A 13,126-nucleotide genomic window follows, 5' to 3' on the forward strand; every position below is an offset into this window, starting at 1 on the left:
CGATGATGCGAATTGATATCATATCGGCCGTTCCGCAGTTGTTGGAGAGTCCGCTGAACTACAGTATCGTCGGCAATGCCCGAGAAAACGGACAGGTGGAAATTCACCTGCACGATCTCCGCGACTATTCCGAGGATAAACACAATAAAGTGGATGATTATCCCTACGGTGGCGGTGCCGGAATGGTGCTTACCCCCCAGCCGATCTTCTCCTGCATAGAGAAGCTAAAAGGCGAGCGGGAATACGATGAGATCATCTTTACCTCTCCCGGCGGGGAACCCTTTAATCAACAGGCGGCCAACAAGCTTTCGATTCAACAGAATCTGATTCTGCTCTGCGGCCACTACAAGGGGGTTGACCAGCGCGTGCGCGATATGCTGGTCACAAGAGAGTTCAGCATTGGAGATTATGTGCTTTCCGGCGGCGAACTACCCGCGCTGGTGATTACAGATGCTGTCGTACGCCTGTTGCCGGGCGTGCTCGGTGATGCGGAGAGTGCATTAAACGACTCGTTCCAAAATGACGGGCTGCTGGAAGGCCCCGTGTACACGCGACCAGCGGAGTTCAAAGGACACAAAGTTCCGGGTGTTTTGCGTTCCGGAGACCATCAAAAAGTAAAAGAGTGGCGGTTTGAACAGTCACTTGAACGAACCAGGCAACGAAGACCTGACATTTACAAGAAATTCTTAAAAGAACACTAAGGACAGTACAATGGATAAGCTTAAACTTGTCGAACAAACATTAGTCAATGAAGATATTCCCGAATTTCAAGCGGGTGATACCGTAAACGTGCACTATCGTGTGCGCGAGGGAGAAAAAGAACGTATTCAGCAGTTTGAAGGCGTGGTTATCTCCCGCAGCGGCAGCGGACCCAATGCCACGTTCAACGTCCGTAAGATCTCTGTGGGAAACGTCGGTGTTGAACGTATCTTTCCCGTTCATTCCCCTTTCATCGCCAAAATTGAAGTAACACGTCGAGGCGATGTCCGGCGCTCCAAACTTTACTACCTGCGTGAGCGACGAGGCAAGGCGGCCCGAATTAAGGAGAAAGATCGCCGGGATAATGAATAAGTAAGTCCGTACCAGACGTTGCGGTTGAAGCCCGGTCCCTGCAATTCAAAGTGCAGTGCACTCTGTAAGAATGTGCTGCACTTTTTTATTTCTTGAGCTGAAAATAACCGCCTCGGGGGATGAGTTTTCGGTTATTAGGTATTGCTTTATTCAAATACCTAATAACCAGTCCACACATAACTAAACTACACTGCAGCTGCATCCGGACGGACGGCTCACGAATCTCACGGGCGGATTGAGAGGATTATGAATTTCGAGGAGAGTGGGGCGGGATGGAGACGCGGACCTTCAATCTTCCTGAATCTCTTATCTTAAGAGGAACTTTGGATATGCCTTTTCAGGGAATACTGAGCTGCCTTTATTCCAAGAGTAGAGACGGCGACATGTCGCGTCTCTACTACGAGCCTGCACAGGCTGCATCGGGTACCCCATTCACCGCCTATATCTTTGGGTTCCTTTTGGCTCAAGCCAAGGAACAGGTCTTCTTCGAAAAATAGCTGCTTTTTCCATTGAGGCTTCTTCACCCTTCCTACCTGTTCATCTTTTCTTTTATACGGTAAAAAAATGAATCCTTCAAGCTATCACCAACTGTGAGAAAAAAGATCGGCCTTTTGAAAGACAGGAATCAGGCCCATAAAGGCAGCACTTATCTTTTCGTGGCCTCGTACACCACCATCGGGGGCACATTCAGGAACTCCATCTCAGTGCTGACATTGCCGCTGCCGAAGACTTCACGCAGCGGATCTTTCAGGTGCCCGGACGTTTGATAGGCCAGAAATTTACCGCCCTGCTTGAGCATTTCCTTGGTCTGAAGCAATATTGAAGACTTTGTTTCAGGCTCCAGGAAAGAGAAGGGAATGCCCGAAATTACGTAATCCACTGCATTCAGGTACCGGCTCCCGAGCAGTGACTTCACATGTTCCACACTTTCGTTAAACACCTCTACGCGGGGATCTGAAATTTCCTGCAGCTTTTCATAAAATGCTTCATTGGTCTCAAACAGGATCAGCCTGGAATCCGTCGTAAGGTGCTTCAGCAGGTAATCCGCAAAAACCCCGGTCCCCGTCCCATATTCCAGAATCACATTATCCTTTTCAAAATCGATCGGCCCGCACACCCGCCGTATCAACAGTTTTGAAGAGGGAGTTACGGATGCTACATCTTTGTCTTTTATGAAGCTCTTCAGGTAAGTAATTGTGCTTTTCAAAATATCCAATGTTTTTTCAGTTAGTCGTTATCGGACGTTCAGGTCGAAATAATCGATAACTTAATAACAGTTCGCTATAATTCTTGTTCCAGTTGTTCAATTTGATCCCGAATTCGTGCGGCCTCCTCGAACTCCATGTTCTTGGCCGCAGTGTACATGGAATCACGTAGATATTCGAGAAAATTCTCCTTGTTTTCAAATGTAACCTCTTTCATGGCGGGGTTCGCTTTATACTTTATACCGTCCTCAGCCACTTTAACGACCTCCAGGGCCTCCTCTTCCTCCTCCGATTTCTCATCGAGGTCAAATGACTGTGCGGAGATAAGTGCGGGATCCACCAGCGGTTTGAGCTCTTTTTCAATGGTTGTCGGCGTAATGCCGTGCTCCTCGTTGTACTCTTTCTGAATTTTCCGGCGCCGTTCCGTTTCATCGATTACGGTCTTCATGCTGTCCGTAATCTTGTTGGCATAGAGAATCGCTTTCCCCTCCACATTCCGTGCAGCACGACCCACAATCTGGAAGAGCGAAGTTTCGGAACGCAGGAAGCCCTCCTTGTCGGCATCGAGAATGGCCACGAGGCTCAACTCCGGGATGTCGATCCCCTCCCGAAGCAGGTTAATCCCCACCAGCACGTTGAAGTCTCCGCGCCGAAATTTGTAGAGAATTTCAACCCGCTCCAGCGCATTCAGCTCGCTGTGCATATAAGCGGCGGAAATCCCGATGTTTTTGAGATATTCGCTCAACTCTTCACTCAGTCGCTTCGTCAACGTAATACAGAGTACGCGATCGTTCTTTTTGACACGCTCGCGTATCTCGTCAATCAGGTCGTCAATCTGGTTGTCGACGGGACGAACCTCAATTTCGGGTTCCATCAGTCCTGTGGGCCGTACGATCTGCTCAACCACGACGCCGCCGCTTTTCTCCAGCTCGTAATCGCTGGGGGTTGCACTCACAAAGATACACTGGTTGACGAGCGATTCCCACTCCTCAAATGTCAGCGGACGGTTATCCATCGCGGAGGGGAGCCGAAATCCGTGTTCCACCAGCTCCAGTTTCCGGGAACGGTCTCCTCCGTACATGGCGGAAATCTGCGGCACCGTCTGGTGACTTTCATCCACAACCAGCAAAAAATCGTCCGGGAAATAGTCAAACAGGCAGTAGGGACGTTCGCCGGGCTTCCGGTTGCTGAGATAGCGTGAATAATTCTCGATACCGGAGCAGTAGCCGATCTCCTGCATCATCTCGATGTCAAAAAGTGTGCGCTGCTGCAGCCGCTTGGCCTCCAGGAATCGCTGCTCATCTTTCAGCACCTCGACGCGCCAGTGCATCTCCTCCCGAATCTGCTGGATCGCCTGCTCCAGCCGGTCCTGGGTTGTCACATAGTGGGAGGCGGGATAAATCCTGAACTCCTCGACGGCCTCCAGAACGTCTCCCGTATCCACGTCGAATATCTCCAGTTTTTCGATCTCGTCACCCCAGAACTGGATTCGCAGTCCATCCTCGGCATACGCCGGGTACAGATCCACCACATCTCCGCGCACGCGAAAAGTACCGCGCCCAAAATCGTGATCTTTGCGGGTATAGTGGAGGTCGACCAGGTCATACAGCAATTTATTGCGTGGAATCTCCATCCCCTGCTCAAGATTGATAATCAGCTTGGCATATTCCGAGGGAGAGCCGATCCCGTAAATACAGCTGACCGAGGAGACGATGATCACATCGCGCCGACCCGAAAGCAGCGAGCTGGTAGCCCGGAGGCGCAGTCGCTGAATCTCATCATTGATCGAAAGATCTTTTTCAATATATTTGTCCTGCGACGACAGGTAGGCCTCTGGCTGGTAATAGTCGTAATAGGAGATAAAAAACTCTACCCGGTTGTCCGGGAAAAAATCGCTGAGCTCGCGGTACAGCTGCGCAGCCAGCGTCTTGTTATGGCTCATCACCAGGGTGGGACGCTCAACCTGGTTGATGACATCGGCCACGGTTCGTGTTTTGCCGGAACCGGTAATTCCAAGTAATGTTTGATATTGATCGCCCCGCTCAAGACCTTCCACCAGTTCTTCAATGGCTTGAGGCTGATCTCCGGCAGGCGGAAACGGGGATTGTAAATTAAAATGGGACATGTATGCGACTTATGCTTCTACTTTATTCAACCGGGTTATTGTTTACCGTTGCAAAAAAGTTGCGATCTCTTCCATTACGATGTGGTACGATGGTCGGGCAACCTCCGCTCATCAACCAAATAACAAACAAGGGCTCTATACAAGTACGATCGGAGATATAACGTTCAGTGAATACTGCCAATACCTGTATATTTCTGGTTCTTTTTCCGAATCAGGATAAAAACAAAAATTGGTGCTTATCATTCTCCAAAAATCACATATTTTTAGACCAATTGACAGTAAAATTTAAGACATCCTCCAAATCGCTTGTTAGCGACTGGACGGTGGAAACCCATAATGTTTAACATGACTCCAGAAGAACAACAGCTAACTCCCCAGCGGGAACGTATTGACGAGATCGACCAGCGAATTCTAGACCTGCTGGCCGAGCGAACACAGATCGTAAATACCGTGCTGGATAAGAAAATACAAAACCAGCTGCCTATTTTTGTAGCGCACAGGGAAGATGCCAAAACCGAATCATTTCGCGAACAAGCCGAACAACGGGGCCTGGATGCCGACTGGGCGGAGGATTTCCTGCGGATGATCATGTCCTCATCGCGGGCCAGCCAGTCTACCCGGGAATTCCCGCGTGCAACCGAGCATCCGAAGCACATACTGCTGGTCGGGGCTGAAGGCGGCATGGGGCGCTTGTACGCCCGAATCATGGAACAGACCGGCCACCACGTCTACAAAATCGACAAGAACAACTGGCATGAGCTCGAGGCGATGGCCCCCAAGCTGGACATGGCGATCGTCACCGTACCGATCAATGTAACCGACGATGTGATTCGCCGGCTGGCCCCCAAACTGAAGCCGGACACGATCCTGGCAGATTTTACCAGTAACAAATCTGATCCCATGAAGGTGATGGTGGAGAGCCACGAAGGTCCGGTGCTGGGCCTCCACCCGATGCACGGACCCGATGTGCACAACCTTTCAAAACAGCTCATGGTTTTCTGCCCCGCCCGCGATCCCGAGCAGTCAAGCTGGTTCCGTAAGCAGTGCGAACTCTGGGGCATGCAGATTATTGAGGCCGACCCGGAGAAACACGATCACGTAATGCACCTGGTACAGGGCCTGCGACACTTTGTAGCCCTGCTCCACGGCTCCTTCATGAAGAGCTACGACCTGAAGCCGCAGGATATCCTGGACTACTCCAGCCCGATCTACCGCGCGGAGCTGATGATGACCGGACGTATTTTTGCCCAGAGCGCCGAGCTGTATGCAGATATCGTATTTGCCAATAAAGAACGCAGAGAACTCCTGCTCTCGTTTTTTGAGCATCACAAAAAACTGGTGGAAATGGTGGAAAAAGACGACAAACAGGGATTCATAAAAGAGTTTGAAGCGGTGACCGACTTTTTTGGCAGCTTTGCCACGCAGGCCCTGGAAGAGAGCAGCTACCTTATTAACCGGCTGGCCGACCGATTCGCGTAGTCGGTTCAACGGGAGGTTTTTCCTGGGTGAGCCGTTACTCAAAATCAAAACTCACGGCAATCTCCGTTCCCTCAACGTCAGGAACAGAACGGACCTCGAGATCCCCTTCCAGCTGTTGCGTGAGCGTATTCACAAGGGTCATACCAAGTGAATGCTGTTTTTGAATATCAAAATCCGGACCAATCCCCACCCCGTTGTCGACAACCTTCATTTGCACCCGGCCGCTGTGTTCGCCGATGTGGATCCAAACGGTTCCCCCGTCGCGGCCTTTAAAGGCGTGCTTGAATACATTCGACACCAGTTCATTCAGGATAAGGGCGGAAGGGATCGCCTGGTTGATATTCAACTGCACGGAATCCATCTCAAACTTGACACTCACATTCTGTCCCTCGGAGTGGTAGGTATTCTCAATCGTCTGGATCAGCTCTTTCACATAGCGGTCAAATCCTATACCGGAAAGAGCTTCTGACTGGTAGAGCTTTTGATGAATCATCGCCATCGACTGTATCCGCATTTGGCTCTCCCGGAGGGTGGCAAGGGTAGCCTCATCATCCGTATTCATCGCCTGCAGTTCCAGCAGCCCTGAAATGACGGCCAGGTTATTTTTAACCCGGTGATGGATCTCCTGCAATAGTACTTTCTTTTCGGTGAGCGACTCTTTTATGACCTCCTCCTGGTGCTTGCGCTCAGTAATATCATGCAGCACCGTCTGTATTGCGTCTTCTCTCCTGAAAGTAATCGGGATGGAATGGGTCTCCACAACACGTTCTTCGCCGTCAAGACGCACCATCACCAGTTCCCCCGCATCGATTCGGCAGTTGTTTTCCAGGCGCTCTTTCCGCTGCTCAAACAGATCACGATAGTCAGGATGGCAAAATGTAACCAGTTTCTTGCCGATGAGCTCTTCGATCTCCGAGGCCCCGTACAGCTGTAGACCGGCCCTGTTGATAAACTTGATTTTCCCGTCCTGAATAATCTGTACCGGTTGCGGATTTTCTTCAACCAGGCGCTGCCAGCGTTCTTCGCTTTCCTGGAGCCTGCGTTGTGCTTCTTTCTCCCGCGTTATATCCTGGGCGATGCCAAATACACCAACTATCTCCCCATCAACATAGATCGGCAGGTTGGTAATCTTGAGATCAAGCTTTTGCCCACCTTTGTCAGTAACCTGCACCTCAAATGTCTGTGGAGTTCCCCGGGTAGCCTCCCGGAACTTCCTGGCAGCGCGGTCGCGATCGCGGGCGACAACAAGCGGCTTAAAACCGATCTCCTGCAGTTCACCGGCCGTATACCCGGTCAACTCAACCAGCGCCCGGTTTGCCCTTACAATGTTACCCTGCAGGTCAAACGAAAAGACCGCGTAGGGATTCCGCTCAAACAGTGATTTAAACCGCTGCTTGCTTCTTTCCAGCTCTCTGAAAGTGTCTTTGCGCCCCGTGATATCTTCCAGTACCCCAAACACGCCTTGTACCTCACCATCCACGAACATCGGGAACTTGGTAACCCTGATTTCCCGCCGCTCTCCTCCGTTGACCACGACCCGGATTTCATCCTGGCTCGGCTTCCCGGAAACGGCCTTCTCAAACTGACGGCGGTTGTCGCTCAGATCTTCTTCAACGATCAGCGACTGAAAGTTCATCGACCGCAGCTCACTACGGCTGTAGCCCGTAAATTCGAGCATGCGCTTGTTAAAACCGCGGAAATTGCCTTCCAGGTCGAAATAGTACGCCGGCTGGGGGTTATGCCGGAAAAGCGAGCTGAACCGTTGTTCCACCTCTTCGAGTCTCTTCTCAGTACTTTTCCCTCCCGTGAGCTCCCGGATAAAACAGAACAGGTACTCGGGCATCCCCTCCTCATCACGAATTAACGCGCCGCTCAGGTAGATCGATACCGGCCGGCCAGACTTAGCGATCATTCGTTTTTCCAGGTCGAACTCCCGCTTCTTCCCCTTCCTCAATTCATCAAGTGCCTGTATTATTTCTTTCTTGTCGTCGGGATGGAAAAGATCAGCCAACACGCGGTCCTGAAGTTCCCGGCTTGAATATCCCAGCCGATTACCCAATGCAATCGGATTCGCCCTCCACGTTCCATCAAGGTTAATGCTGCATTTTAATACGAGTCGTTCTTTTGTTGCATACCCTAAAGCCATATTCTTTATATCAACTACTGTGTTTGTCAGGATTACCCTCTCTGCTCTTGGTTGTCATGCCCCGGACCTGCCAGGAGATCGAACCTCAAGATCCTCCGCAGGATCAGCGGCTGCCTCTTTTGTGTTCACGGACCGGGTTTCGGGATACCTGAAAAGCTGTACCCAAAAATACTTCGAATAGATTCAACCGGTAAACATATTTATTTAACTGATTTACCCATATCCGTATTCGCCCCATGTCGATTACGAACTAAAAACCAACGCTGAAACATAACCTTTTACCACTTTCTTTCACAATAGACAACGCTGCTTCCCGGCCTGTAACCCATCAGTTCGAGATCTGGGTATCCAGGAATGCCCGGAACTCGGCCGTATTATAATTGGCCATACCCCGCTTTTTGACCAAAATTCTGCCCTCTTTTCCGATAACAAATGTGGTGGGAAGTATTGTACTCTGCAGGCTTTTGGGTCGTGGACCCGCAAGCTGATATACCGGGAGGGTAAAATCCTTCCTTTCCAGGAAATCATCCGCCTTGCTCTTCTCCTCATCCATCGATACCATGACAAACTTGACCTGCTCGTTGTCGCGGTATTGCTCATACAAAGCCTGGATGTTGGGCATCTCCGCAATGCAGGGTGGACACCACGTTGCCCAGTAGTTTAGAAAAATTACCTTTCCCCTGAACTCAGCCAGGCTGACCGGCTCTCCCTCAAATGAAATAAGCTGCATATCATATGATGCCGCTTCCCGTTCCGATACGGGCACTTCAGTTTCCGGCTGAATCAGCCCGGTCCAGAGCACCGCCTGCTGCAGCCGGCCGAGTACCTCGGTATGCAGCCCCGTTGCGTACAGAACCGCGCCCACCAGCAGGATAACTCCCCACTCTGCCAGGTCACGTTTACCAAACCACCTGGAGTCTCCGGCTTTCTGTTTCGTTTCGCTGTTTTTCTGATTCATTCCTGCATCAATTTCTGTTAGGGGCCTTTGCAGAACCTGCCATTTTGTTGGGAGATAGTTGTACTACCGACCTTGGTGACCTTTTAACGGGAGTACAACTCCCTCAAAACGAGGAATTAAGGGTTTTGCAAAAGCCCTCTGTTAGTGGAACGTTGCAAGGAGTCAACGTTCTTTAGTTTTCGGCGGATATGACTTCGCAGCCCGCTCGTTCCGGATGATCCTGAACATATGTTCCCCGCTCCAGGTTCCGTATCAACCACAAGATAAGAATATCACCCGAGGCCGTAATCGACAGCAGGTACCCAAACAGCGTAAACCAGGCGTGCCCGGTTGTCAATCCTGCAAGAAAGGGAACCACGCCCAGCAGTAGCCCGGGCATGGCCGCTCCCCAGCGGTAGGCATTGACCTCCAGCGGTTCCCTGCAGTGGGCATACGGGGCGAGGGCGGAAAAGTTGACACCGAATTTAATTGAGCTCCACGACTTGTTGCCAACGCAAATCCATGTCAACCCGTGAAGCAGTTCATGGGCCACAATGCCCATCAGCATCAGGAACACAAAAAACAGCGGATCTTCATATAAAATGATCAGGTCACTCCCTGTTTTTTCCAGTCCCCACAGCGCGCCATATGGAACCAGGAGCAACAGGCTCAGCGGAATGAAAAGCAGGAAACTGACAAAGTTTGCCTTCAACATCGATACCGAGTACTCGTCGTTACTCATCACCTGCCGCAGCTTCCGATTCCTCTTCAGACTGCCGTTGGGCAAGCTCGCGGTCAAGATCCAACAAGGCCGCCGGTTGACCTTCAATCATTTTCAGGCGCTCAAAAATTTCGCCGGTGACATCCTCTTCCTCCACCTGCTCATCAATGAACCAGTGCAGCAACGACTTCAGCGGGTAATCCTCTTCGTCCTGGGCAAGTGTATACAGCTTGTGAATACGCTTCGTAATGTATTGTTCGTGGTTCAGTGCCCGCTCGAAAACCTCCTGCGCCGAACTTACATCCACCTCCGGGGCTTCCAGCGTTTTAAGCCGGACCTCACCACCGCGCTGCAGCAGGTGATTATACAGCCGCATGGCGTGATTAATCTCCTCCTGCCACTGCAGTTTCATCCAATGGGCAAACCCGTTCAGATTCTTGGATTCGAACCAGGCTGAAAATCCCAGGTAAAGATATGCCGATTGAAATTCAGCCCGAATCTGGTCATTGACTTCCTCTTCTATCTGTTTTTTAATCATCACAAACTCCATTATTTGTTATTTGAGTGTAGATCCTTTTGCCGCCCACCAGGGATGCACCTCTACCACCAGCCGACCCGCTTTTACCGCCGGATCCTGCTCTGCCAGCGATCGGGCCTGCTCCAGTGTAGCGGTATTATATATTACAATTCCACGAATATCACCGTCATCTCCCAAGGGCCCGGTAATGCTGGTATGGCCTTCCCGGTATACTTTGGAAAGATAATCCAGGTGTTGCTGCTGAATCTCTTCAGCTTCCTCCTTTGATTGACTTCTTTCGGGACCCGATTTGAGAAATACTATAAAATATTTCTGCATCGTCACGGTTGAATCCTCCCACTGCATCTGGAAGGTTTCCGGTTCCGGCGAAGATTCTTCCGCGGGAACCGCATCCTGTGCCCATCCGGGAAGGGCCATACTGGCCAATAAAAGTAACAATGCTACAGGCTTCATTTTCTGTGCCTTCTATATTTTTAGTTGACGTCAGCTTGGGTTAAGAAATAGCGAATTCGAAACAACGTTCATACTTTATAAAAAAATATTTCGACTTCACGGAAATGCCGGTATTGGCAAAACAACAGTTTGACAAAACCCTCCTTAAAATCTAAGATTATTTTAGCAGTCTTCAATTATTGATTTATTGAGGCCCTCTGATAACTGCTGCCCAGTTAATTCCCGTTTTCAGCAGCAGATCGATTCTTACCTCCTGAAAACCCAGGAAACCTATAGGATTTAGCTCAATCTGATACATAAACGTCAGATTTTGCAAGAATTTCGAGACAGGTACTGAATCCACTCCCGCTGCTGCTGAAGCCGTTCCCGGTAACGCGATGAGAGCTTTTGGGCGTTCAACTTCCGGATCCACCTTTCCGCCAGCGCCATGTTCCCGGTATATCCCAGGTGGTGTATCATCGAAAGGTACGTGCTAAAATAATCCATATCGACCGGCAGTGCCGCAAGGCGGGCCGCATAAAACCGAAGCAGATCCCTCTCCTCCTCCGCTGTCTGCAGTAAATTTTCCACCGTTCTCATCTTCAACCTGTAATAGGCCCGGTCAAACCGAGTGCTGTCCAACAGGGACTCGCTAAAACGCAGCTGCAGATCATATTGCCATTGCAGCGAGTCCATGCGTACGACAAACGCTTCCTCAAAAGTGGTATCCGATTGCTGAGTTGCCAGCTCCATCGCCCGGTTCAAGTGCTGCCGGGCCTGCTCTCCCCGCCCCGCCAACTGGCAGGCATCGGCCGTTAACAGTTGCACCTCAATGCGACACGGATCCAGATCAGCTTCCCGAATGACCGGTTCCGGTGTACCGGCCTTCAGGTTCCAGACCATCCAGAGGAGGTCAGAGGAATATCGGGTCGTATCAATCCGCCTCAATTCCGTAAGCGCCCCGAGTGCAACTGCGGTATCACCACGGGTCTGGCTCAGTAAAAACCGGTCAAAAAGCTCCGCGGCACGAGATACTTTGTGCGGGCACGGTTGCTCAAACACGGAAGGGCGGCCAAACATGTCGCTGGCCCGGCGCCGGTCACTGCTGTCAATACGGACCGAATCGAGCCTGTGGTGCCAGCCGGCCACCAGATCTGCAAACGGCCTTTCGTACCCGTGTTCTACATCTCCGCATTTGTAGGCATTTACAAAATGCTGCGGTGGGTAGGTCTCGATAAGATAGCGCACAAATGAACCGGCGGTCGTATAGCTTACCGGCGACCTGCTGGTATAAAAGCCCCAGTAGGAAAGCGACGACTCCATCTGCTCTGCATTCGGATACGGCCCGCCTGCGGCTACCAGCTGGTCGATCGTGGAGCGCGGGGAGCGATCAGGCGCAAGTGCAACCGCAATCCCCTCCGTCAACCCGATATTGGGAACCAGGCCCGGCCACTCCAGCAGCGCGGTTACCGCGTGGACTATTTCATGTTTGAGCGTCCCCTCCACCTGTCCCCTGGCAATATGTACCTGTGGAATGCGCTGCCATACCGTTACATAACTGGTGTACTTGGCGCCAACGAGCTGTTTCTTTTGCCACGGGTCCGCGTAGAGATAGAGTTCAATGGGATTTGCCGAATCAGGCTGTTCTATCTCGAGCGCCTTTTGAACCTGGCTGACATAAAACTCCGTTTCCATTCCCAAACGATCAATCTCGGAGGGGGAAAACGCCTTTTCATCATAATAGAGCCGGGCATGCTCCGTCTCAAGGACGCCGCCAAGCTGCTGTTGCAGATACTCCCGGGGAGTAACGATACCCATCTGTTCCAGTTGCGTATATCCCAACACCAGCCCTAGAGTAGCCAGCCCGACGATCCACTTGTAGAATCGATCTTTGTGGAGCACAGGAATCAGCCAGACAAGCAGAACCCAGCACAAAGTAAGGAATCGAAATCCAACGAGTGAGAGCGGGAAGTGGACCGCTTCATCATAAATCGGGCCAGGCCAGTATCCCCAGACATGATTAAAAAAATAGAGTTGAGGCAATGTGAAAAATTCGTAGAGCAATCCACCTGCAGCGATTAAAGAGAGTGTACCTAGAGTCAGGAATCTGGGGAACGGTACCTTAAACAGTCGGAACAGCCGGCCGGTTCCATATCCAAGGAAAACGCTGGGTGCCGGCAGAAAAAGCCAAAATCCCAGCCCGTGAACCGTATAGCACCCGGTGACCACCGCATAGAATAAAAGCGGAAGCCCCAAAAGATAAAGAGCCGCCAAAATTTCCATCACACACCTGAGATCCGGCTTGCTCCGCCCGGTTTCGCTTCCCGAAATGCCTCCCCAAAACGCTCCGGTGGCAGCGGCGATAATCGCAGATTCGATATGAAAATCGCTCACCAGCGGTATAAAAAGGAGACCCATTCCCGCTAAAACGGGGGCTAAATATCGAAACCTTGTGATCATTCATTTAAGATG

The 13,126-nt window shown here is 51.1% G+C and carries 11 protein-coding genes; 3 read left to right on the forward strand and 8 right to left on the reverse strand.

All coding sequences use genetic code 11. The features are described 5' to 3' along the window. Nucleotides 1-5: 5 nt before the first annotated feature. Both trmD and rplS read left to right on the forward strand, forming a co-directional pair. On the forward strand, nt 6-701 hold the full coding sequence (gene trmD, locus ACG2F4_RS01455) for a tRNA (guanosine(37)-N1)-methyltransferase TrmD (RefSeq protein WP_395257695.1): 696 nt from the start codon (nt 6-8) through the stop codon (nt 699-701). Between the two features lie 10 nt (nt 702-711). After that, a complete protein-coding gene (rplS, locus tag ACG2F4_RS01460; protein ID WP_395257559.1) occupies nt 712-1,071 on the forward strand; it encodes a 50S ribosomal protein L19 in 360 nt (119 codons plus the stop codon). 646 nt (nt 1,072-1,717) lie between these two features. Here the strand turns inward: rplS and ACG2F4_RS01465 are convergent. Then, nucleotides 1,718-2,278: a class I SAM-dependent methyltransferase gene (locus ACG2F4_RS01465; RefSeq protein ID WP_395257561.1), complete on the reverse strand. Its 561-nt coding sequence runs from the start codon at nt 2,276-2,278 to the stop codon at nt 1,718-1,720. 74 nt (nt 2,279-2,352) lie between these two features. Further along, nucleotides 2,353-4,401 carry an excinuclease ABC subunit UvrB gene (gene uvrB, locus ACG2F4_RS01470; RefSeq protein ID WP_395257563.1) on the reverse strand — a complete coding sequence of 683 codons (2,049 nt, stop codon included), beginning with the start codon at nt 4,399-4,401 and terminating at the stop codon, nt 2,353-2,355. A gap of 345 nt (nt 4,402-4,746) precedes the next feature. On the opposite strand from uvrB, the gene tyrA reads away from it, so the two are divergent. Beyond that, entirely contained in the window at nt 4,747-5,880 is a 1,134-nt protein-coding gene (tyrA, locus tag ACG2F4_RS01475; protein WP_395257565.1) for a bifunctional chorismate mutase/prephenate dehydrogenase, read from the forward strand. Between the two features lie 34 nt (nt 5,881-5,914). Here tyrA and ACG2F4_RS01480 read toward each other — a convergent pair whose 3' ends face one another. The 6 genes from ACG2F4_RS01480 to ACG2F4_RS01505 all read right to left on the reverse strand — a co-directional run bounded on the left by ACG2F4_RS01480 (nt 5,915) and on the right by ACG2F4_RS01505 (nt 13,072). Next, nucleotides 5,915-8,026 carry a PAS domain S-box protein gene (locus ACG2F4_RS01480; protein ID WP_395257567.1) on the reverse strand — a complete coding sequence of 704 codons (2,112 nt, stop codon included), beginning with the start codon at nt 8,024-8,026 and terminating at the stop codon, nt 5,915-5,917. Nucleotides 8,027-8,354: 328 nt separating this feature from the next. Next, on the reverse strand, nt 8,355-8,984 hold the full coding sequence (locus ACG2F4_RS01485; protein WP_395257569.1) for a TlpA family protein disulfide reductase: 630 nt from the start codon (nt 8,982-8,984) through the stop codon (nt 8,355-8,357). A 172-nt stretch (nt 8,985-9,156) separates the two neighbouring features. After that, nucleotides 9,157-9,705: a DUF3267 domain-containing protein gene (locus ACG2F4_RS01490; RefSeq protein WP_395257571.1), complete on the reverse strand. Its 549-nt coding sequence runs from the start codon at nt 9,703-9,705 to the stop codon at nt 9,157-9,159. Beyond that, the gene (locus tag ACG2F4_RS01495) at nt 9,698-10,222 is read right to left on the reverse strand and encodes a ferritin (RefSeq protein WP_395257573.1); all 525 of its coding nucleotides are present in this window, start codon (nt 10,220-10,222) and stop codon (nt 9,698-9,700) included. The genes ACG2F4_RS01490 and ACG2F4_RS01495 overlap by 8 nt, the downstream gene beginning before the upstream one ends. 18 nt (nt 10,223-10,240) lie before the next feature. After that, nucleotides 10,241-10,675, reverse strand: a complete 435-nt coding sequence (locus ACG2F4_RS01500) for a YciI family protein (protein ID WP_395257575.1) — start codon at nt 10,673-10,675, stop codon at nt 10,241-10,243. A 303-nt stretch (nt 10,676-10,978) separates the two neighbouring features. Beyond that, a complete protein-coding gene (locus ACG2F4_RS01505) occupies nt 10,979-13,072 on the reverse strand; it encodes a hypothetical protein (RefSeq protein ID WP_395257577.1) in 2,094 nt (697 codons plus the stop codon). Nucleotides 13,073-13,126: the final 54 nt, after the last annotated feature.

It is taken from the genome of Halalkalibaculum sp. DA3122 (assembly GCF_043951865.1).
Taxonomy (GTDB): domain Bacteria; phylum Bacteroidota; class Rhodothermia; order Balneolales; family Balneolaceae; genus JAMQKA01.

Excerpts from the sequence above, each read along its gene's own strand:
- ACG2F4_RS01480 (WP_395257567.1), bottom strand. The coding sequence starts at position 8,026 with ATGGCTTTAGGGTATGCAACAAAAGAACGACTCGTATTAAAATGCAGC.
- ACG2F4_RS01490 (WP_395257571.1), bottom strand. The coding sequence starts at position 9,705 with ATGAGTAACGACGAGTACTCGGTATCGATGTTGAAGGCAAACTTTGTC.
- tyrA (WP_395257565.1), top strand. The coding sequence starts at position 4,747 with ATGACTCCAGAAGAACAACAGCTAACTCCCCAGCGGGAACGTATTGAC.
- rplS (WP_395257559.1), top strand. The coding sequence starts at position 712 with ATGGATAAGCTTAAACTTGTCGAACAAACATTAGTCAATGAAGATATT.
- ACG2F4_RS01495 (WP_395257573.1), bottom strand. The coding sequence starts at position 10,222 with ATGATTAAAAAACAGATAGAAGAGGAAGTCAATGACCAGATTCGGGCT.
- ACG2F4_RS01500 (WP_395257575.1), bottom strand. The coding sequence starts at position 10,675 with ATGAAGCCTGTAGCATTGTTACTTTTATTGGCCAGTATGGCCCTTCCC.
- ACG2F4_RS01505 (WP_395257577.1), bottom strand. The coding sequence starts at position 13,072 with ATGGGTCTCCTTTTTATACCGCTGGTGAGCGATTTTCATATCGAATCT.
- trmD (WP_395257695.1), top strand. The coding sequence starts at position 6 with ATGCGAATTGATATCATATCGGCCGTTCCGCAGTTGTTGGAGAGTCCG.
- uvrB (WP_395257563.1), bottom strand. The coding sequence starts at position 4,401 with ATGTCCCATTTTAATTTACAATCCCCGTTTCCGCCTGCCGGAGATCAG.
- ACG2F4_RS01485 (WP_395257569.1), bottom strand. The coding sequence starts at position 8,984 with ATGAATCAGAAAAACAGCGAAACGAAACAGAAAGCCGGAGACTCCAGG.